The following is a 21,114-nucleotide window of genomic DNA, read 5'->3' as shown; positions in this document are numbered from 1 at the left end:
AACCGCCCCTTCGGTCGCGCTTGCGCGCAGGTCGGACGCCCGAGTGTGACGTTTGACGGTCATTGCGCCCCTGCGTAGGCTGGAGCGGCTGCTCTCTCGCCCTCTGCTAGGGTGATTGATGCTTGCTGTCCGTGGCTGTCACCCCGCATCGCCGGGGAGCGTGTCGCGGCAGCGCCGATCGGAGGTCACCGACAGGTGATCTGGACCAGCACACGACCCCGGGCGATCCGCCGCGCGGGGCGTACGACAACGGAGAGCCTGACGTGAGCAAGCGCACCTACCAGCCGAACAACCGCCGGCGCGCGAAGACCCACGGCTTCCGGCTGCGCATGCGCACCCGTGCCGGCCGCGCCATCATCTCGACCCGTCGCTCCAAGGGCCGCGCCCGCCTGTCGGCCTGACGCCGACAGGTCCGGTCCGGGGACGTGGGCAGTCGTGCTGGCCGCCGCGCAACGACTGCGGCGCAGTAACGACTTCGCCGCAGCGGTTCGCGGTGGCCGACGCGTCGGCCGTGGCGCCGTCGTGGTCCACCTGACCCTCCCCGAGCCGATCGGCACCACCGCGACACTCTCGCCGGAGCCGGCGCGAAGCCTCGGTGCGGAGACCTCCGCACCGAGCCGCGCCGGCTTCGTCGTGTCCAAGGCCGTCGGCGGCGCTGTGGTCCGCAACAAGGTCCGCCGCCGGCTCCGGCATCTGGTCCGCGAGCGGCTGGGCGAGCTGCCCGCCGGCACCACCCTCGTGGTACGCGCGCTGCCTGCGGCCGCCGACGCGACGTACGCCCGGCTCGGGGCCGACCTGGACGCGGCCATCGCCGCCGCACGGGCCCCCCGGGGACGGCGGTCGCGGTGACCGGCCCGACGACGACTCCGTCGCCCACAACCGGTGCCCGCATGCTGCTGGCACCCATCATCGCGTACCGTCGGTGGATAAGTCCGGCACTGCCGGCCCGCTGCCGGTTCTACCCGTCGTGCAGTGCCTACGCCGTCGAGGCGGTGTCCCGGCACGGTGCGCTGCGGGGAGCCTGGCTGACGGTCCGTCGGCTGTCGCGCTGCCACCCCTTCCACCCTGGTGGACACGACCCGGTTCCGGAGCCGGGCGACCGCCGCCGTTCCGACGTGACTGGAGCCTGAGTGTTTAGTCTCGACTGGATCTACTACGCGATCTCGTGGATCCTGCTGACCTGGCACTCGGCCTGGGACGCCATCGGAGTTCCGGTCGGGGCCGTGATCGGTACGAACTGGGCCTGGATCCTCGCCATCGTCTTCCTGGTGGTGACGGTCCGGGTGATCCTGTTCCCGGTCTTCGTCAAGCAGATCAAGTCGCAGCGTGCCATGCAGGCGCTCCAGCCGAAGGTCAAGGAGCTCCAGGAGAAGCACAAGGGTGACCGGGAGACGCTCCAGAAGGAGATGATGGAGCTCTATCGGAAGGAAAAGGCCAACCCGCTCATGGGCTGCCTTCCGATGTTCCTCCAGATCCCGGTCTTCCTGGGCCTGTTCCACACGCTGCGCCGCCTCAGCCCTGACAACCAGGGCAAGACCCTGTACGGCTGGACCGTCGACCAGTTCAACAGCGCCTCCAACGCGACGCTGTTCACCGCGCCGATCTCCGGCAAGTTCGGCTCCACCGCTGACGAGCTGAGCCGGCTCGGAGCGAGCACCGGCACGGTCAAGGTGGTCGCCGGCATCCTGGTGATCATCATGATCGCCACCACCTACCTGACCAGCCGTCAGATGATCCTCAAGACCGGGTGGGCCGAGGACCCGCAGCAGCGCATGGTGCAGCGGCTGATGCTCTACGGCATCCCGCTGTCGCTGCTGATCTCGGGTGCGATCTTCCCGATCGGTGTGATCATCTACTGGGTCACCAACAACCTCTTCACGCTCGGCCAGCAGCAGTGGGTGCTGCGGAAGTTCCCGCCGCCGCCGACCGCGAAGAGCACCAGCGCCGCCAAGAGCACCTCCGGCAAGGGCCCCGTGCAGCCGGCCAAGGCCGGTGGCCTGTTCGGCCGCAAGGCGGCCCAGCCGCCGGCGAAGGCTCCGGCCGTCGCGCCGAAGGTGGCCGGCCCGAAGCCTGGCGCCAAGCCGGTCAACCCGAAGAAGGGTGGCAGCAAGCCCGCCAAGCGACAGGGCTGAGCCCACAGGGCCACCGTCGCGACGTCGGCGGTGGCCCGTTCCGGCCGCGTGCTGCCATCCGAGGAGTCGGCGCCGGGCCGGAATCGCCGCGCGGAGCGCGGACACGGGCGAAACTGGCCCGTACAGACGTGCCCGAGGGCACCCGGCGAACCTCCCGCCGGCCCCGGGAGACCAGCGGACCCCCGACGGTCCGGCCGAGCGAGTACGGAGATGAGACCCGTGACCGAGACCAGCATCCCCAGCGCCGACCAGTCCCTGGACGAGGAGACCCCCGTTACCGCCGCCACCGAGACCGAGGACGCCGCTGGCGAGGCCCGGGAGAAGAAGGCCCCGGCCGACAGCGACCTGTTCCGCCAGAGCGAGATCGCCGCCGACTACGTCGAGGGACTGCTGGACATCCTCGACTACGACGGCGACATCGACGAGCTGGTCTCCGGCGGCCGCCCCGTCGTCGAGGTCGTCGGCGGCCGGCTCCAGAACCTGGTCGGCCAGCGCGGCGCGACCCTGGAGGCGCTCCAGGAGCTGACCCGGCTGGCCGTGTTCCGTCAGACCGGCACCCCGAGCCGGCTGCTGCTCGACGTCGGCGGCTACCGGGCCGCCCGGCGCAAGGAACTGGCCGCCGTGGCGAAGAACGCGGTCGAGAAGGTCAAGGAGCACGGCGAGCCGGTGCGCCTGGAGCCGATGTCCGCGTTCGAGCGCAAGTGCGTGCACGACGTGGTGAACGCGATGAGCGGGGTGGAGAGCGAGTCCGAGGGCGTCGAGCCCAACCGCCGCATCGTCGTCCGGCCGGTGGCGGACTGAGGTCCGTGATCTCCGACGAGACGACGGCAGGAGCCGTGACCGGCCCGGGCGGTACGCCGCCCGGGCCGTCGGCTGTGCGCCCCGACAACACAGTCGACCCGGTCTTCTCCGATGACGACGGGCCGGCCGACCCGGCGTACCCGGGAAGGGCCGTGACCGACCCCGGCGAGCCCGCCTTCTCCGGCGAGCCGGCGGTGGTGACCGGGATCGAGCCCGCCGACCCGGCGGTGGACGTGACACCCGCCTTCTCCGGCGAGCAGGCGGCGGACGTGACGCCGGCCGACCCGGCCGCGGTGGCCGACCCGGTCTTCGCGGAGCCGTCGGCGGACGCACCGTCCCTCGTGGACGGTGACGACGTCCCCGACCCGGCGACGGCGACGCTGCCGCCCGAGCTGGCGGAGGCCGCCCGCGCGTTGTTCGGTGACCGGCTCGACCTGGCCGCCGCGTACGCCGAACTACTCGCCACCGACGGCGTGGTCCGCGGCCTGATCGGCCCCCGCGAGACGCCGCGCCTCTGGGAGCGGCACCTGCTCAACTGTGCGGTGGTGGCGGAGCGGATCCCGGAGGGCGCCAGCGTGATCGACGTCGGCTCCGGTGCCGGGCTGCCCGGTCTGGTGCTGGCGATCGCGCGTCCCGACCTCACCGTGACGCTCGTCGAGCCGCTGGCCCGGCGGACCGCCTTCCTGATCGAGGCGGTACAGCGTCTCGGCCTGACCCGGGACGTCCGTGTGTTCCGTGGGCGGGCCGAGGAGGCGGCGGCCGGCTCGCGTGACCGGGAACCACTGAGCGCCGACATCGTGACTGCCCGCGCGGTGGCGCCGCTGGACCGGCTCGCCTCCTGGTGCCTGCCGCTCGTGGCCCCCGGCGGACGGCTGGTCGCGCTCAAGGGCGCCTCGGCGGCCGACGAGATCACCGAGCACACCGAGGCCGTGATCCGCCTCGGCGGCGCGACCCCGGAACTGCACCGCTGCGGCGAAGGGGTGATCGACCCCCCGGCGACTGTGGTCGAGGTGGTCCGGGAGCGCGTGATCAACCCGCGCCGTCCGAAGAAGCCGAAGCGGTCGCGTGGCGGTCGCCGCCGCGGCGACCGCTGAGCCGGTACGCCATTCCGCACGCCCGATCCGGTCGTTGGACCGGTGGGCGTGACGCGATCGATCGCAACCCGACATGGACCCACCGCGCCCGTCGGCCGTAGGCTGACCGCGCGTCGATAGTGTGGAACGGCGGTGCCGGGCGGCACCCGAACCTGACGGTTCCCGCCGAACCGACGGCGCCGTGCGAGGCGCGGACGCGATTCGACGGGTGCGGACCGACCATCCGGAGCGGGTAGGGATGACAGGTGCATGACGACGGCAGGTACGACGATCCACGGTTGACCGGACCAGGAGGCGAGCCCTCCGCCGACCCCGTTTCACGTGAAACCAACTACCAGGAGTGGACGGTGAACGAGTCCGGCGAACCGTCCTCCCCGTACCCGGCTCAGCCGTCCAAGCGACGGGAGCCGTCGGCCGGCGGGCCCGTGCGGCCCGTGTCGTCCGTGCCGGCGAACGTACCGCCGGCACGCGACCCGCTCGACCCGGCCGACGGTCCGGTGAACGCACCGACTCCGCGCCCGCCCGCGGTGCGGGCGAACGCCGCGGTACCCACCCGCTACGAACCCCAGCCGCCCGTCTCGGCCGTGCCGTTCCAGGCCGTCCCCGAGGTCACAGCGGCGCCGTCCGACACGCCACAAGCGGACGGGTACGGGGACGAGGTAGACGCCAGCACGTACGTTTCACGTGAAACCCCGACGCGCGAAGAGGATGATCCACCGTTGGCTATGGAGGCGATGCGCGCCGTGCAGATCCTGAATCCCAGTGGCGAGGTCACCATGCCGCGCCCCGACCGGACCCGGGTGATGTGCGTCGCCAACCAGAAGGGCGGCGTGGGTAAGACGACCACCACCGTGAACCTCGCAGTGGCACTCGCGCTGCACGGCAACCGGGTGCTCGTGGTCGACCTTGATCCCCAGGGCAACGCCTCCACCGGTCTGAACGTGCCGCACCACACGGGCGTGCCCGACGTGTACGACTGCCTGATCGACAGTGTGCCGCTGGAGGAGGTGGCCCAAGCGGTCGAGGGCATCCCGAACCTGTGGTGCGTACCGGCCACGATCGACCTGGCCGGCGCCGAGATCGAGCTGGTCTCCGTGGTGGCCCGGGAGTCGCGCCTGGCGCGGGCCATCGCCGCGTACCCCGGTCACTTCGACTACGTCTTCATAGACTGTCCGCCGTCGCTCGGCCTGCTCACAGTCAACGCGCTCGTGGCCGCGCAGGAGGTGCTGATCCCGATCCAGTGCGAGTACTACGCGCTGGAGGGCCTCAACCAGCTGATCAACAACATCAACCTGGTTCGTCAGCACCTCAACCCGAAGCTCGAGGTCTCCACGATCCTGCTCACCATGTACGACAGGCGTACCCGGCTGGCCGACGCGGTGGAGCAGGACGTCCGGAACCACTTCGGCGACAAGGTGCTCCAGGCCGTCATCCCCCGCAACGTGCGTGTCTCCGAGGCACCGAGCTACGGCCAGTCGGTGATGACCTACGATCCCGGTTCGCGGGGGGCCACGAGTTACTTCGAGGCCGCCCAGGAGATCGCGGAGCGAGGCGTCAAGGAGCCGGTGAGCCGGAATGCGTAGTGCGGAGATGTCGCTGGGAGGCGTCGCATGAAGAACCGTCCCCGCGGCGGACTGGGCCGAGGGCTCGGCGCCCTCATCCCCACCGGACCGGTACCGGGCGCCGAACCGGCTGCCACCGAACCGGAATCGTCGGCCACTGCCGCGTCGCCGTCGACTCCGGTCGCCGGTGCGACCGCCGCCATCACCGGCGGCGTCGGGAGCACCCCGCCTCCGGCCTTCGAGCCCGAGCCCCAGCTGAGCCCGGTGCCCGGTGCCCGCTTCGCGGAGATCCCGGTCGACGCGATCGTGCCGAACCCGAAGCAGCCCCGGCACGTCTTCGACGAGGAGGCGCTGGAGGAACTGAAGACCTCGATCCAGGAGGTCGGCTTCCTCCAGCCGATCGTGGTCCGCCAGCTCGACCCCGAGAAGTTCGAACTCGTGATGGGTGAGCGGCGCTGGCGTGCCGCCCAGGCGGTCGGCCGGGAGACCATCCCCGCCATCGTCCGGGACACCAAGGACGACGCGATGCTCCGGGACGCGCTCCTGGAGAACATCCACCGCGCCAACCTCAACCCGCTCGAAGAGGCGGCGGCGTACCAGCAACTCCTTGAGGAGTTCGGTGCCACGCACGAGGAACTGGCCCGGCGGATCGGCCGCAGCCGCCCGCAGATCTCCAACACCATCAGGCTGATGAACCTGCCACCCGCCGTGCAGCGCCGGGTCGCCGCCGGTGTCCTCTCCGCCGGCCACGCCCGGGCACTGCTCAGCCTGGACAACGCCGAGGCGCAGGAGGCACTCGCCGAGCGGATCGTTCGCGAGGGCATCACGGTCCGCGGCGCCGAGGAACTGGTGCACCTGGCGCTCGCCGAGGAGCCGGCGAAGACGGCCGCCGCCAAGCGTCGGCCGAAGCCGCACGCCCCGGCGCTCACCGATCTCGCAGACCGGCTGTCGGACCGATTCGACACCCGGGTGAAGGTCGACATCGGCCGCAGCAAGGGCAAGATCACGATCGAGTTCGCCACCGTCGACGACCTGGAGCGGATCGTCGGCATCATCGGCGTGGGCGAGGACGGGCAGCCCGAGGCGTAGCCCTTTTCTCCGGTGTCGATCCGGCCGCATCCCGACGAGGGGATGCGGCCGGATCTGTGTCCGGGTCGGTTCGGTGCCGTTCGTCGGGCATGGCGGTTCGTTGGGTCACGGCTACTCGGTCGACGGGGACCGGCCCCTCCGAAGCCGATGCCGTCTCCGACGAGGGGCTGGGCCGTCTGGTGCCGGTGGTGCTCACCGATGCCCTAGCGTCCTTCCGCGCTGATGCGGTCGAAGCGGGAGCATCCTGGGTCGCATCGGCTGTTGGGGCTGTCGTGCCTCGCCCGTCGTTTCACGTGAAACGGGGGCAGGCGACTGGGTGGTGGCGGTGAATCTGCTATCCGCGTTACTGATCGGCGGCAGGCCGCGCGCCCGAGCGCTGAAGGGCTGAGTACGCGAGAGCCGAGTGCCAAAGGTTCCGAAAGAGCCGCCGTTCGGCGTTGACGAGTCGGTCCGCGCCCACTCCGCTGAGTCTGGCAGGAGGGCTGGCGGCGACGGCTCAGACGGAATCCGTTGCTTGGTGACCCGCTCGTTCCGCGTGACGCACCCGTCTAGCCGCCGGCTGGTGCCGCCCACCGATCGCACGCACGCGAACCGGTTCTCCGCCGGGAAGCCATTCGGGCCGCCGGGCTGCCGGGCCGTCGGGCTGCCGGGCCGTCGGGCTGCCGGGCCGTCGGGCTGCCGGGCTGCCGGGCCGTCGGGCTGCCGGGCTGCCGAGCCGCCATGCCCGGGCCAGCGTGCCGGCGTGCCCCGGGTTGGCGTGCCGACTGTCCCGGGTTGGCGTGTCGACTGTCCCGGGCGGCAAGCCCTGAGCTAGGGCAAGGGCGATCGGAGGATGACCATGCTGACGGGCCAGAGGGTTGAGCACGCCCGGCCGTGACGACCGCGCAAGAGCCGTCCTGCCGACCCCTATCCGATCAGCGCCTGTGAGCGATCCAGGCGCATTGAGCCGCGCCCCGCCGAACCGGGGAGCACCTGAGTGAGGGTCGCTGAGCCGAGCAGTGCCGAACCGAGCAGTGCCGAACCGAACACTGCCGAACCGGGGAGTGTCGAACCGGCGAGCGGCCGAGCCGGGAGCGCCGAGTCGGGAGCGCCTGTCGCGAGGAGCCCGGCCAGCTGGCCGAGCTGTGCGGCCCGGCTCAGCATCCCTGGGCCGAATGATGCTGACTCGTTCGCGCCGCCGTCGATGACCCGGCATCGCTCGCCGGGCCGGCCGGGTGCTCGCACGCCTCCAGGGCGGTGGCGAGCCCGATCAGCGATCGAGCGGCAAACCCGAGGCCCGGCAAACCCGAGGCCCGTGCGGCCAGCTCGGGCTCGGCCTGTCGGCTCAGACGCGCTTGCTGTTTCACGTGAAACGCGGCGACCAACCCGACCCTCATCCGATCGAGTCCCGGCTGTGCCGGGTACAAGCGATGCGGCGCGGTGCCGGCCACAAGTCGAGCGGTGGTCGGCGCGGCTCGGTATCCGCGCGGCCCGGCCCGCTCCCAACGAACAGCCGGGGGCTCGCCTCGCGACTCCTCTGTCGCCGTCGCCCGGAGGCGCCTCGTTCGATCTGCCGTACCCGCCGAGGATGCAGTCACGGAACAAGGTCAGGCGACGCCAGCGAGCCGAGCGACCGCGCCGAGATGCGGGCCGACGCATCCGCCGTTTCACGTGAAACACGCACGAGAAGAAGCCGTCGGCACCCGGTGCGGATCGGTCACCGGATCGTTGGAAGAACGGGCCCAGACGCACCCCGAGTTATCCACAGCGGTTGTCCACAGGCACTCCCCGTTTCACGTGAAACAAAGCGAGGAAACCCTTGCTGAGCAGTGCATGACGCGCTGTGCTGGTGATCTCGGCAGCCTGTGGACAACGCGGTGGACAACCGGTGGGCGGCCAGTGGAACAGGTAGGGACAGGCGTCGCCAACTCGGTTAGGGTCAGCGTCGTGCCGGACACCCCTCCCTCAGTTCCCGACTTCACCCAGTGGCCGTCCTTCCCCTTCGAGGGCGATCTCCGCGTCAAGCAACTCGACGAGCCCGTACCGTTCGAACCTCCCCGCCGCGGCGAGGCGGACCGGGAGTGCACCGCCTGCAACGCGCCCGACGAGGCGTACATCTGGGTCGGTGAGCGGTGGCGCGTCCGCGCCATGGACCGGCCCACCGGCCTGCCGATGGTCCTGATCCTGGAGTCCCGTTCCCACCTGGATCTGGGCGACCTGCCGAACCTGCTCGCCGCCGAACTGGGCGTGATGACCGTCCGCCTGGAGCGGGCCGTCCGCTCGCTCGACGGAGTGGCCCGCGTCCACGTGAACCGGTGGGGCGACGGCTCAGCGCACCTGCACCTGTGGTTCCTGGCCCGGCCGTACGGTCGACTGCAGCTGCGGGGCACGTTCCTGTCGCTGTGGGACTCGATCCTGCCCCCGATCTCCGAGGAGAAGTGGCGGGAGAACCTCGCCATGGTGGCCGCGTGGCTCGCCGAGTTCGGCGGCCGTCCGTTGGCCGAGCCGCCGCGCATCCACTGGCAGGCGCCGTCGAGTCTCTCCCCGACCTCGCCCGCGAACGCCGCTGAGGAGCCCGAGGACGAGGCCGTGTCGGTGATCGAGGCAGCGGACGAGATCCCCGAGTCCGACGCGGCAGCGGGCCTCTCAGACCCCTCGGCGGGCCCGTCGGATCCCGACCCGGCACCGCAGGCCGGCCCGGCACCGGAACACGCAGGGGACAGTGCCCCGGACAGCGCAGACGAGGACGACGCCGGGCCGGACGACGCCGCGGACGACCGGCCGGACGCAGCGCGTACCCGGGAGAGCTGAGGTCAGCGACGCCGTGCGGCGGCCCGGGTCACGAGCGTGCCGAGGACCCGGCCGAAGTCCAGCCCGGCGGCCTGGATCGCCAGCGGGAGGAGCGACGTCTCGGTCATGCCCGGTGAGACGTTGACCTCCAGCACGTGCGGGTCGCCTCCGGCGTCGACGATCAGGTCGACGCGGGACACGTCGCGCAGCCCGAGCGCGGTGTGCGCGGCGAGCGCCACCTCGGTCACCCGGGCGGTCGTCGCGGCGTCGAGCCGGGCCGGCGCGTGCCAGGTGGTACGGCCGGCGGTGTAGCGGGCCGCGTAGTCGTAGACGCCGTTGCGCGGCACGATCTCGACCGGGGGCAGGGCCTGCGGGCCCTTGCCGAGGTCGAGCACGGAGACCGCCACGTCCATCCCGGGGACGTAGCGCTCCACGAGCGCGGTCTGGTCGTACGCGAAACAACCCACCATCGCGGCCGGCAGCGACGCCGCCTCCCGGACCACGGCGGCGCCCAGTCCGGAACCGCCCTGCGCGGGCTTGACCATCAGCGGCAGCCCGAGGCGGTCGACGATCCGGTCCAGGACGGCCACCGCGCCCAACTCGGAGAAACGGTCGTGCGGCAGCGCCACCCAGTCGGGTGTGGGGATACCCGCCTCGCGCAGCACCGCCTTGGCGGACGGCTTGTCCCAGGCGAGGCGGGACGACCGGGCGTCGCAGCCGACGTAGGGCACGTCCCAGAGGTCGAGTACGCCGCGCAGCGAGCCGTCCTCGCCGGTGGCGCCGTGCAGGGCGATCACCACGGCGTCCGGCGGGTCGGCGGTCAGGGCGGGCAGCAACGCCACGTCGGCGTCGCGCAGTTCCGCGTCGACGCCGACGGCACGCAGCGCGTCGAGCACCCGGCGGCCCGACCGCAGTGAGACGTCCCGCTCGTAGGAGAGGCCGCCCGCGAGTACGAGCACGTGCAGCTCGTCGGCGGTGGATCCGGTCACGGGAGGCGGTGCGGCGGGGCTGTCGGACATGCGGGCATCATGCCAAGTCGGGACCGGGCGCGTCCGAGCCGCCCTGGCGACGGCGGGGTCTGGCGCCGCCGACCGCGCCGAAGACCTTGCGCATGGCGATCTCCTGCTCCATCACCCCGGCGAGCCGGCGGACGCCTTCGCGGATCCGCTCCGGCGTCGGGAAGGAGAAGTTGAGCCGCATGTTCCCGGTGCCGGTGCCGTCGGCGTAGAAGCCGGTCCCCGGCACGTACGCGACGCGGGCGGCCACGGCGCGCGGCATCATCGCCTTGGAGTCGAGCCCGTCGGGCAGCGTCGCCCAGACGAACAGGCCGCCCCGCGGTGTGGTCCAGGTGGTGCCCTCCGGCATCAGGTCGGCCATCGCGTCGAGCAACGCGTCCCGGCGCTCGCGGTAGACCTCGCGGTAGACCTTGAGCTGCTGCCGCCAGGGCATGGTGCCGAGGTACGTCGAGACGGCCGACTGCGCGTAGGCGCTCGGGCAGAGGATCTGCGCCTCGCTGGCGATGACCAGCTTGTCGCGGACCGCGTGCGGGGCCAGGATCCAGCCCACCCGCAGGCCCGGCGCGAACGTCTTGGAGAACGTGCTCAGGTAGAAGACCCCGTCGCGCCGCCGGGCCCGCAGGGGCCTGGGCGCCTCACCCTCGAAACCGAGCTGACCGTACGGGTCGTCCTCCACCACGAGCAGCCCTGCGCGCTCGCAGATGTCGAGCACCCGTTCGCGCCGCTCCTCGCTCAGCGTCACACCGGCGGGGTTCTGGTAGGTGGGGATGGTGTAGAGGAACTTCACCCGCCGGCCTGCTCGGGCCAGGTCGGCGATGGCCGTCTCCAGCGCCTCCGGGATGAGCCCCTCGTCGTCCATCGGCACGTGGGCCACCTGGGCCTGGGCGGCCTGGAACACCCCGAGCGCGCCGACGTACGTCGGGCCCTCGGCGAGCACCACGTCACCCGGATCCAGGAAGAGACGAGCGACCAGGTCGAGGGCCTGCTGGCCGCCGACCGTGACCACCACGTCCTCCGGTGAGGCGCCGCAGGAGGCGTCGATCCCGGACAGGGACATCACCTCGCAGATCCGCTCGCGCAGCTCCGGGGTGCCCTGGCCGATGCCGTACTGGAGGGTGGTGGCGCCGTGCTCGGAGCCGAGCCGGCCGAGCATCTCGCCGACCGCGTCGAGCGGCAGCGCCGCGATGTAGGGGGCCCCACCGGCGAGCGAGACGACCTCCGGCCGGCTGGCCACCGCGAAGAGTGCCCGGATCTCCGAGGCGGTCATTCCGCGGACGCGCCGGGCGTACCGGTCGGTGTAGTCGTCGAGCGTCGTGCCGGTCATGGACATCACCTCGATCGGGTGTCGGCGGGGCTGCCGCCCGGTGTGGTACCCGCGATGCCGACATCCATTGGCGGCGGGGGCCGGTTGGTCGATCGTAGTCCCCGGTGACGGTCGCGGCACCGGCCGTGTGGACACGTCCACATCCCGGACCCGCCGTCGGCCGTCCGGGCGAGGGCTCGCGCGTTCACTCCCGTACCGCCGGAGGGGGGCGTACGATCGCTCGTCGGGAGCAGGAGGGCGCGGGACTCACCGGCGCTCCGAGCCTAGTGGTGGGGTGCGCTCATGTCGCGACGTCTGGTCAGCCTGACCCTGGACACGCTGGAGGACCTGCCTCGATCCTGCCGGAGCTGCGTCTACTGGGAGCTGGATCCGGTCTCCGCCGAGCGGGCCTGCGCGGCAGGCGACCCGGGCCTGGAGAAGGAGGCGTGGGTCTCCCAGACGCTGCTGGAGTGGGGTTCCTGCGGCAAGCTCGTCTACGTCGACGGCATGCCGGCCGGTTTCGTCATGTACGCCCCACCGGCGTACGTCCCGCGCTCGATGGCGTTTCCCACCTCACCTGTCTCGGCGGACGCGGCTCTGCTGATGACGGCGCACGTGGTGCCCGCCTTCGCCGACGGCGGCCTGGGCCGGATGCTGGTGCAGGGCGTGGCCCGCGACCTGACCAAGCGCGGCATCAAGGCGATCGAGGCGTTCGGCGACGCCAAGTTCGGCGACGACGCGGACGACCCGGCCCGCGCGTGCGTGGCACCCGCCGACTTCTTCCTCTCGGTGGGCTTCAAGACGGTCCGGCCGCACCCGCGCTACCCCCGCCTGCGGCTGGAGTTGCGGACGGCGCTGAGCTGGAAGTCGGACGTCGAGTACGCGCTGGAGAAGCTGCTCGGCTCGATGAGCCCGGAGACGCTGCTGCGGCCGGTCCGCCCGGCACCCGCCACCCGCTCGACGAGCTGAGCCGCGGGTCAGTCGACGACGGTGCCGGCGGCCACGATCGCCCGCAGTTCGCTTACGTCGATCGAGCCGGTCGGCACGTCCCGCTCGATCGGCAGGTACATCCGCTGCACGCCGGCCACGATGGCCTCGACCACCCGGTCCCGGAAGCGCGGGTCGACGAGCCGCGCCCGGTCGTCCGGTGAGGTGAGGTAGCCGACCTCGACGCGTACCGCGGGCATCCGGGTGAGCCGGAGCAGCTCCCATGCCTTGGCGTGGGTACGGCAGTCGCGCAGCCCGGTGCGGGCCACGATCTCCCGCTGCACGAGCCCGGCCAGGCGCTCGCCGGTCGCCGACGTGACGCCGTTGTCGGTGCCGTAGTGGTAGGTGGCCACACCCTCGGCCTCCGGGTTGGCGTGCCCGTCGGTGTGCAGGGAGATGAACACGTCGGCGCCGAGGGAGTTGGCGAGCTGGGCCCGGTCCGCGTCCGGCAGGCAGTCGCCGGGCGACGGACCCCGGGTGAGCTGCACCCGTACGCCGGCGGCGGCGAGCCGCCCTTCCAGCCGGCTGGCGAGGTCGTGCACGAGGTCCGCCTCGCTCCAGCGCAGCGTGCCGTCGGGCACCACCACGCCCGGGTCGGTGCCCCCGTGCCCCGGGTCGATCACCACGGTCCGCCCGATGAGCGTCGGCCCGGCCTGCCGGATGGCGTCGGACTCGCGCAGCCACTGCGGGCGCCCGCCGACCACCTTGCGGCCGAGGCGGCGCAGCGCGTTGACGGTGTGCGGCCCGCACGAGCCGTCCGGTTTCAGGCCCATCTCCCGCTGGAACTGCGCCACCGCGCGGGAGGTGCGGATGCCGTAGATGGCGTCGGCGCGGCCCACGTCGTACCCCATCTCCAGCAGGCGTTCCTGGAGCGAGCGGACGTCCTCGCCGGTCAGCGGCTCGGGTACGGCGTGGTAGAGCGCGCGGGCCCCGAACCGCCAGCGGGCCGCGTCGAGCGCCCGCCAGGTCTCGGCGCCCACCCGCCCGTCGACGCTGAGGCCGCGGGACTGCTGGAAGGCCCGTACCGCGCGTTCGGTCTGTGCGTCGTAGTCGTCTCCTCCGGCCTCGGCGGGAAGAAGTTCCAGGCCGGCGAGGACGGTACGGATCTCGGCCACCGCCGGTCCCTGGTCACCGGGTCGGATCGGACGCACGACGACCCCCTCTGCACGGACGTTGGCGGACCGGAACTCCGACGGATGCTTACGGAGCGTACCGTGGGCGATACCCGGCGGGTTCGTGTTCATGCAGGTCAGGAAAGCCGCAACCCCCGCCACCGGGCGTGGTGACGGGGGTTGCGGCGGTGCCGGTACGGCTCAGAGCGCCGACTCGATGAGCTTGACCAGCTCGCCCTTCGGCTTGGCGCCGGCGATCGACTGCACGGGCTGGCCGTTCTTGAAGATGGTCAGCGTCGGCACCGACATCACCCGGTAGGCGCGGGCCGTCTCCGGGTTCTCGTCGATGTTGAGCTTGACGATGGTGACCTGGTCCTTCATCTCGCCCGCGATCTCCTCCAGCAGCGGCGAGACCTTGCGGCAGGGGCCGCACCACTCCGCCCAGAAGTCGACCAGAACCGGCTTGTCGGACTGCAGCACGTCACTGACGAAGCTGGCGTCCGTGACCGCCTTGGTTGCTCCCACTATGAACTCTCCTCCTCCGAACCTTGCTCGTGGAACTCTCAGCCCTGAATGGTGGCGATGAACCGCTCGGCGTCCAGCGCGGCGGCGCAGCCGGTGCCGGCCGCCGTGATGGCCTGCCGGTAGGTGTGGTCGACGACGTCGCCCGCCGCGAACACACCGGGCACGCTGGTACGGGTGCTGGGGGCCTGCACCTTCACGTACCCCTCGTCGTCCATCTCGACCTGACCGCGGAACAGCTCGCTGCGCGGGTCGTGCCCGATCGCCACGAACACGCCCGTGACGTCGAGCACCTTGCTCTCGCCGGTGTGCACGTTGCGCACCCGTACGCCGTTGACCTTGCCGTCGTCGCCGAGGATCTCCTCGACCACGGAGTTCCACTCGACCTTGATCTTCTCGTTGCCCAGCGCCCGGTCCGCCATGATCTTGCTGGCGCGGAACGAGTCGCGGCGGTGGATGATCGTCACCGACTCGGCGAAGCGGGTGAGGAAGCTCGCCTCCTCCATCGCCGAGTCGCCGCCGCCGACCACCACGATGTGCTGGTTGCGGAAGAAGAAGCCGTCACAGGTGGCGCAGGACGACACACCGTGGCCGAGGTATTCCTGCTCACCCGGCACACCCAGCGGACGCCAGGCCGAACCGGTGGAGAGGATGACGGCGTGCGCGCGGTACGCGGTCTCGCCCACCCACACGGTGCTCACCGCGTCGGAGCCGATCTCGCCGGTGTCCTTCAGCTCGACCCGCGTCACGTCGTCGGTGAGGAACTCGGCGCCGAAGCGCTCGGCCTGCTTGCGCATGTTGTCCATCAGCTCGGGGCCGAGGATGCCGTCCGCGAAGCCGGGGAAGTTCTCCACCTCGGTGGTGGTCATCAGCGCGCCACCCGACTGCACGCCCTCGATCACCAGGGGCTTCAGGTTGGCGCGGGCGGCGTAGACCGCCGCCGTGTAGCCGGCCGGACCGGAGCCGATGATGATCAGGTTGCGGACCTCGTCCACTGCCGTCTCCCGATGTGTGTGTTCGTCACCGGTCGCACCGATGTCGATCCCGAGTGCCGACGGCTCAGGGGCGCCGGCGCCTGACTTGCAGAACGTCATCGTACGAAGCGGGGATTCCCGAGCCGGTCATCCGGTGGGTCAGGTCACGTGGCGGGACAAGCGTCGTGACCGCGTTTTCACCCTACCCGCGTCCGGAACCGCGTGTCCGCGCCGGACCCGGGTACTCCGCACTCCGGCCCGCTCACCCAGCCCCAGCGGGCGCCGCCCGCGTCCGCGAACGTCACCACGAGCGCCGGTGCGCCCTGGAACCGGGCGTAGTCGACCATGTTCACGGTGAGCGGCCCGGAACCGTGCTCGACCCCGATCGCGGTGAGGCACGCGGCGAGGTTCTCCGGGCGGGTCAGCCGGTCCAGCCCGCCGAGGCCGCTGAGGCGCTGACTGTCCATGGACAGGGGCGTCTCCGCGCCGTCCTTCGCCGCGCCGGACGGACCGGCCATGTCTCCGGGGATCGACTTCGCTCCGGCGGGCGCCCGGGCGCCGGCGAGGCGTTCCGGCGTCCAGTCGGTGCCGCTGCGCACTGCCGGTCCGGTGGTCCGGTACGGCGCGGCGGCCATCGGCGCCGCCTCCCGGGCCGCCTGGTCGGCCGTACCGCCGTCGCCCGGGTCGGCCAGCCGGCCGACACCGAGCCCCACCGCGGCGACCGAGGCCGCGGCCAGCGCCACCGGCCCGGCGATGCGGGCCCAGCGCCGGGGACGACGACCGGGGCCGCTGTGCCGGTCGGGACGGGGTGCCGTGCCGGGTGGCCGGCTCGCGCCGCCGGACTGCGCCGGCACGAGCGGCGTACCGTCGCGCAGCGCGGGGCCGGCGCCGGCGAGCGCCGCGGTGATCCGGTCGGCCACCGCCTGCGGCATCTCCGGCGCGGGGGCCGCGGCCCAGCCGGCCAGGTCGGCGCCGACCAGGTCGATCGCGTCGGCGAGATTCTCGTACGCGGCACGCCACGTCGGGTCCTGCTCGACCAGCCGTGCCACTGTCGCCTGCTCGGGGGTGCCGTCCAGCGCCCCGCCGAGGTAGTCGGCGAGCAGGTCGTGGTCGACCTCGCTGAACTCCCGGGAAGTCACGGCTCCTCCTGGCTGACGGCCTGACGGGACGCTCCCGACGAGGATCCGACGCCCTCGGGGCGTCTGCGGTTCCCGGAGGTGAGCCGCGGCACGTCGGCGGCCGGTGCGTCGGCGCCGGTACGCAGGTGCCCGAGCAGCACGGCGAGGCGGGCCCGGCCGCGGGCGCACCGGCTCTTGACCGTGCCCTCGGCGACCCCGAGCATGGCGGCGACCTCGGCCACCGGGTAGCCCTGCACGTCGACCAGGACCAGCGCGGCCCGCTGTTCGGCGGGCAGTGCCGCGAGCGCCTGCCGGACCACGAGCGCGGTGTCGTGGTCGTGGGCCGGCGCGGCCGGTTCCGGACCGCCGGTGTGCCGGCCCGGTTCGCCGTCGGTGTGCACGCCGTCGGGCAGCGGGACGGTGGCGTGGGTCTGCCGCCGCCGGATCCGGTCCAGGCAGGCGTTCACCACGATGCGGTGCAGCCAGGTGGTGACCGCCGAGTCGCCCCGGAACCGGGCTGCCGCTCGATGCGCCGACAGCATGGCGTCCTGGAGGGCGTCGGCGGCTTCCTCACGGTCGCCGATCGTCCGCAGCGCGACCGCCCAGAGGCGGTCCCGGTGCCGTCGGAACAGCTCGGTGAAGGCGTCCCGGTCGCCTGCCGCGTGTGCCCGGAGCAGCTCCAGGTCGGAGCGGCCGGGCTGCGCGCCGTCGCGTTCCGCCATCACCACATCCGGCGGAGGTGGCGCGGCGGGGACGGCGGCCGGGTCACGAGCCCTGGACCACGATCTCCTGGACGCCGAGCTTCCAGCTGTTGCCGCTGTCCTTCGCCGGCAGCTTGGTGATCCAGAACAGCAGGTACTGGTACTTCTGGTCCGGCTCGAAGGCGTTGAAGATCATCTTGGTGCCGCCGTCCTCGTTCGCCGGCCCGATCAGCGTCGAGTAGGCGTTGACGAGCTGCTTGTCGCCGGAGGAGCTGGACGGGAAGTCGCCGCGGGCGCCGGTACGCAGCTCCACGGTGGCACCGGTGGCCGAGAGCGTCGCCTCCAGCTGCTTGACCGTGTGCGGGGCGCCCAGGTCGATCCAGACACCCATGCCCTTCTTGAGGCCGCCGAACTTGCCGTTGTTGCGGTAGCTGTTGGTCTCCCAGCCCTCGTCGTCGTTCCCGTCGATCACCTTCTCGGCGTTGCGCACCTCGGCGCGGTCGCCGTCCGGGTCGATGATCCGTACGTCCTGGATGGTGAGCTTGCGGACCTGCGCGGCGGGCTCGGCGCCGCCCCCGGTGGCCGGCGCGCTGTTCGACGGCTGGGCGACCGGCTCCTTGTCGCCGTCGTCGCCACCACCGAGCGCGTTGATGCCGATGAGCAGCCCGACCAGGGCGACCGCCAGCAGACCGGCGATGCCGATGGCGACCTTGCGACCGCCGGCCGCAGCCAGCGGTGAGGGTTCCTCGCCGGGCTCGGCGGTGAAACGCAGCGGACCGGCCTGCTCCAGGAACTGCTCGTCGGCGGGGATGTCGAGCCGGCTCAGCTCGGCGGCCAGCACGTCCGACGACGGCGGAGGGATCTCCGCGTCGAGCAGGTCCATGGTGAGGTCGTCGAGGTAGGCCGGCACACCGGCGCGCATCTGCCGTGGCGCGGCGATGGCGCCGCCGGCGTCCCGGACGGCGTCCGGCAGGGCGGCGCGGCCGTGCCCGGCGGTGGCGCCGTGCAGCGGGGCCTCGCCGTGCGGCCAGTGCCCGGTCAGGGCGAAGTAGAGCACCCCGCCGACCGCGCGCAGGTCGTTCTCCTGGCTGTCCGCGCCGTCGGTACGCGCGTCGGCGAGCACCACGCGGCCGTCGTCGCTGATCATGACGGTGCCGGGGTGGAGGTTGCCGTGCACCATGCCGGTGGCGTGCACGGCGGCGAGGGCGCTCGCGACGGCGTTGCCGATCGCGGTGGCCCGGGCCGGGTCCAGCGGCCCGTCGGCGGCGACCAGCTCGCGCAGCGACTGCCCGTCGACCCACTCGCGGACCACGTAGGCCCGGTCGTCCTCGTCGATCGCGTCGTAGACGCCGACCAGGTTGGGGTGGATGACGCGGCTCGCGGCGACCGCGGCCTGAAGCATCTCGGTGGCGGAGTCGCCACCCGGATAGCGGAGGACCACGGCGACGGGACGGCGGAGCACCACGTCGACACCGCGCCAGACCAGCCGGCCCGCGCTGTCGTTGTTGATGTGCTCGACCAGTTCGTACCGCTCCGCGAGCAGCTCACCGACAGTGGGAGCACCGAAGGTCACGACCGCAGGAGAGGTCTCCTCCGCTTCCTGACCCTCGCCGACCTGGGTCACCCGTCCTCCCTCGGTGATCGCGTCGATCGATGGACCCGTGCTGCTGGGCATGTGGCTTCCCGCTCTGCCTTCGGTGGAACGGCCGGCGGTCTCGACACCCGCGCCGATCCCGGTCGTACCCGTCGAGAGCGACCTTACCCGGGATGCCCGGTTCTCCGACATGTCATCTTCCCGCTGTGACCGGCCGGAAGGCCAGTCGCCACGGGCCCCGGCCGGGTCGCCCGCCCACCCGGCGGGCGAGCCGGACACGCACCGTCAATCTAAAGGTTGGCGGCAACGAGGCGGCACAGGGGCGTACCGGTGCGGAGACGGGGAGGTTTTCCCCGCCCCGGCCTGCGCTCCCTCGTCCGTACGGTTGGTTGTCCACAGGCCGAGAGGCCCATTGGACGGCGGAATTCCAAGTTATCCACAGCCGTATCCCCAGCCTGGTGATCCTCGTTCACCGTCGGTCACCGAGGGGGTCAACGCCCGAGGCGCCGCCGGACCATCCCGACCACCTCGGTGATCTCGCCGATCCGCAGCACCATGGCGAGCCCGAGATAGGTCGCGCCGATCGCCGCGCCGCCGATCACCAACTGGACCGCCGCGGCGAGCCAGCTCAGGCTCGCCGGGTCGCCGGGGAGCACGGCCACCACGAGCACGCCGACGAGCGCGGCGCCGAGCGCCGCCACGACCACCCGGCCGAGCGTCCGCATGATCCCGCCCAGTCCGATCCGGCCCACCCGGGGCCGCAGCAGCATCGCCGAGATGATCGCCGCCGCCAGGTACGACACGGCGTTGCCGAGCATCATCCCGGCGGCCGCGAACGTGTTCGAGAAGAGCAGGAACAGGCCCACCTGGAGCAGGACGCGCAGCGCCACCACCGGGATGTTGATCAGAGCCGGGGTACGGGTGTCCGGCAGCGCGTAGAACGCGAAGGTGAAGAGCTGGCTCACCGCGAACGGCACCAGGCCCAGCGCCGCCACGAGCAGCACGGTCGAGGTGGCCACCGCGTTGTCGCCGGTGAACGCGCCGTACCGGAAGACCACCACCGAGATCGGGGCGGCCAGCACCGCGTAGCAGACCGCGATGGGCGCGAGCACCGCGGTGACCATCCGGGTGCCGCGGGACAGGTCGGCGGTGACGTCGTGGAACCGGTTCTCGGCCGCCGCCGCGCTCATCCGGGGCATCAGCGCCGTGATGATCGAGACCGCGATGATGCCGTGCGCCATCATCAGCAGCAGGAAGACGTTGTTGTAGATCAGCAGGCCGGCGTTCTCGCCGTCCCCGCCGCTGGCCCGGTTGAGCAGGTTGACCACCACGAAGAGGCCGAGCTGGTTGACCGCGACGTAGCAGAACATCCAGGCGCCGAGCCGGGCCAGCTCGCGCAGCCCCAGCTCGCGGAAGTCGAACCGCGCCTTCCACCGGAAGCCGACCTTGCGCAGCGCGGGCAGCAGGCCGATCGCCTGCACCGCCACGCCCAGCAGCGTGCCGCCGCCGACCAGCAGGATCCGGTCCCAGCCCACCTCGTCGGGCCGGAGGCCGGTCGCGCCGAAGACGACGATGTACAGGCCGAACGTGCCGATCGACACGAGGTTGTTGAGGATCGGCGCCCACATCGGGGCGGCGAAGTGCCCCCTGGTGTTCAGCACCGCGGCGATCAGCGCGCTGATGCCGGTGAAGAACAGCATCGGCAGCATCAGGTACGACAGCCGGGTGACGAGCGTGGTGTACGCCGGATCGTCGCCGCCGGCCGCGTACACGGCGGTCAGCACCGGGGCCAGCAGCACCGCGATCAGCGCGGTCGCGGCGAGCGCCAATACCGCGAGCGTCAGCAGGCGCTGCGCGTACGCCTCGCCCCGGTCCGCGTCGATCTTGCGGCGGCGCACCAGCACCGGCACCAGGACGCTCGTCAGCACGCCGCCGAGCAGGAACTCGTACACCTGGTTGGGCAGGAACTGGGCGGTGGTGAACGCGTCGCCGACCATCGTGCCGAGCGCGGCGCCGATCATCAGGTTGCGGATGAACCCCGTACCCCGGCTCACCAGGCTGCCGATCGCCATCACCGCGCTGTTCGCCGCGGCGCTGGTCTCGGCGACCACCTCCTGCGGCGGTGCGACGGCCTCGACGCCGGGCTGGTTCAGGGGCTCGGCCGAGATGAAGGTGGCGCCGTCGTCCGGCGGCAGGCCGCCGCCGTGCGCGTTCGCGCTGCGGTAGAGCCCGCCGCTCATCTGCCAGCCTCCAGGGGGTACGTGGCGATCGGGCCCGGCCGGCCCCGCCCAACCGGAACCTTAGTCAACCCGGACCCGTTACCCGCGCCCGGCGCGGTCG

The 21,114-nt window shown here is 72.2% G+C and carries 19 protein-coding genes; 10 read left to right on the top strand and 9 right to left on the bottom strand.

The features are described from left to right. The first annotated feature begins 263 nt into the window (after nt 1-263). From rpmH to MICAU_RS31385, 9 genes are all read left to right on the top strand, one after another. Nucleotides 264-401: a 50S ribosomal protein L34 gene (gene rpmH, locus MICAU_RS31420; protein WP_013289388.1), complete on the top strand. Its 138-nt coding sequence runs from the start codon at nt 264-266 to the stop codon at nt 399-401. 34 nt (nt 402-435) lie between these two features. After that, a complete protein-coding gene (rnpA, locus tag MICAU_RS31415; protein ID WP_030269559.1) occupies nt 436-849 on the top strand; it encodes a ribonuclease P protein component in 414 nt (137 codons plus the stop codon). A gap of 41 nt (nt 850-890) precedes the next feature. Beyond that, on the top strand, nt 891-1,130 hold the full coding sequence (gene yidD, locus MICAU_RS32210) for a membrane protein insertion efficiency factor YidD (RefSeq protein ID WP_013477538.1): 240 nt from the start codon (nt 891-893) through the stop codon (nt 1,128-1,130). Further along, a complete protein-coding gene (yidC, locus tag MICAU_RS31410) occupies nt 1,131-2,132 on the top strand; it encodes a membrane protein insertase YidC (protein ID WP_013289386.1) in 1,002 nt (333 codons plus the stop codon). It abuts the gene before it with no gap. A gap of 210 nt (nt 2,133-2,342) precedes the next feature. Then, nucleotides 2,343-2,933, top strand: coding sequence for a Jag family protein (locus tag MICAU_RS31405; protein ID WP_013289385.1), 591 nt, complete (start codon nt 2,343-2,345; stop codon nt 2,931-2,933). Between the two features lie 341 nt (nt 2,934-3,274). Beyond that, the gene (rsmG, locus tag MICAU_RS31400) at nt 3,275-4,027 is read left to right on the top strand and encodes a 16S rRNA (guanine(527)-N(7))-methyltransferase RsmG (RefSeq protein ID WP_425311453.1); all 753 of its coding nucleotides are present in this window, start codon (nt 3,275-3,277) and stop codon (nt 4,025-4,027) included. A gap of 245 nt (nt 4,028-4,272) precedes the next feature. After that, entirely contained in the window at nt 4,273-5,610 is a 1,338-nt protein-coding gene (locus tag MICAU_RS33515; RefSeq protein WP_083791353.1) for an AAA family ATPase, read from the top strand. 27 nt (nt 5,611-5,637) lie between these two features. After that, on the top strand, nt 5,638-6,678 hold the full coding sequence (locus MICAU_RS31390) for a ParB/RepB/Spo0J family partition protein (RefSeq protein ID WP_013289382.1): 1,041 nt from the start codon (nt 5,638-5,640) through the stop codon (nt 6,676-6,678). Between the two features lie 1,926 nt (nt 6,679-8,604). Further along, complete coding sequence (locus MICAU_RS31385) at nt 8,605-9,468, top strand: hypothetical protein (RefSeq protein WP_013289380.1); 864 nt, start codon at nt 8,605-8,607, stop codon at nt 9,466-9,468. A 2-nt stretch (nt 9,469-9,470) separates the two neighbouring features. Here MICAU_RS31385 and MICAU_RS31380 read toward each other — a convergent pair whose 3' ends face one another. Next, on the bottom strand, nt 9,471-10,466 hold the full coding sequence (locus MICAU_RS31380) for a D-alanine--D-alanine ligase family protein (protein WP_013289379.1): 996 nt from the start codon (nt 10,464-10,466) through the stop codon (nt 9,471-9,473). 7 nt (nt 10,467-10,473) lie between these two features. Beyond that, a complete protein-coding gene (locus MICAU_RS31375) occupies nt 10,474-11,787 on the bottom strand; it encodes an aminotransferase-like domain-containing protein (RefSeq protein ID WP_013289378.1) in 1,314 nt (437 codons plus the stop codon). A 282-nt stretch (nt 11,788-12,069) separates the two neighbouring features. Between MICAU_RS31375 and MICAU_RS31370 the strand changes: the two genes are divergently transcribed. Next, a complete protein-coding gene (locus MICAU_RS31370) occupies nt 12,070-12,735 on the top strand; it encodes a GNAT family N-acetyltransferase (RefSeq protein ID WP_013289377.1) in 666 nt (221 codons plus the stop codon). Nucleotides 12,736-12,743: 8 nt separating this feature from the next. Here MICAU_RS31370 and MICAU_RS31365 read toward each other — a convergent pair whose 3' ends face one another. From MICAU_RS31365 to murJ, 7 genes are all read right to left on the bottom strand, one after another. Further along, nucleotides 12,744-13,904 (bottom strand): N-acetylmuramoyl-L-alanine amidase, encoded by a 1,161-nt coding sequence (locus MICAU_RS31365; protein ID WP_013477529.1) that lies wholly within the window; start codon nt 13,902-13,904, stop codon nt 12,744-12,746. A 162-nt stretch (nt 13,905-14,066) separates the two neighbouring features. Beyond that, nucleotides 14,067-14,390, bottom strand: a complete 324-nt coding sequence (gene trxA, locus MICAU_RS31360) for a thioredoxin (RefSeq protein WP_013289375.1) — start codon at nt 14,388-14,390, stop codon at nt 14,067-14,069. Nucleotides 14,391-14,428: 38 nt separating this feature from the next. Continuing rightward, complete coding sequence (gene trxB / locus MICAU_RS31355) at nt 14,429-15,382, bottom strand: thioredoxin-disulfide reductase (RefSeq protein ID WP_041784681.1); 954 nt, start codon at nt 15,380-15,382, stop codon at nt 14,429-14,431. 176 nt (nt 15,383-15,558) lie between these two features. Beyond that, entirely contained in the window at nt 15,559-16,500 is a 942-nt protein-coding gene (locus tag MICAU_RS31350; protein ID WP_013289373.1) for an RsmA family anti-sigma factor, read from the bottom strand. Beyond that, nucleotides 16,497-17,201, bottom strand: coding sequence for an RNA polymerase sigma factor SigM (gene sigM, locus MICAU_RS31345; RefSeq protein ID WP_013289372.1), 705 nt, complete (start codon nt 17,199-17,201; stop codon nt 16,497-16,499). Before sigM ends, MICAU_RS31350 begins: the two co-directional genes overlap by 4 nt. A 43-nt stretch (nt 17,202-17,244) precedes the next feature. After that, nucleotides 17,245-18,855: a protein kinase family protein gene (locus MICAU_RS31340; RefSeq protein ID WP_030269537.1), complete on the bottom strand. Its 1,611-nt coding sequence runs from the start codon at nt 18,853-18,855 to the stop codon at nt 17,245-17,247. A 410-nt stretch (nt 18,856-19,265) separates the two neighbouring features. Next, nucleotides 19,266-21,014: a murein biosynthesis integral membrane protein MurJ gene (murJ, locus tag MICAU_RS31335; RefSeq protein WP_013289370.1), complete on the bottom strand. Its 1,749-nt coding sequence runs from the start codon at nt 21,012-21,014 to the stop codon at nt 19,266-19,268. Nucleotides 21,015-21,114: the final 100 nt, after the last annotated feature.

Source organism: Micromonospora aurantiaca ATCC 27029, assembly GCF_000145235.1.
GTDB classification, from domain to species: Bacteria; Actinomycetota; Actinomycetes; order Mycobacteriales; family Micromonosporaceae; genus Micromonospora; species Micromonospora aurantiaca.
Note: the sequence above shows the minus strand (reverse complement) of the source record. Positions and strands in the feature narration are given on the sequence as shown.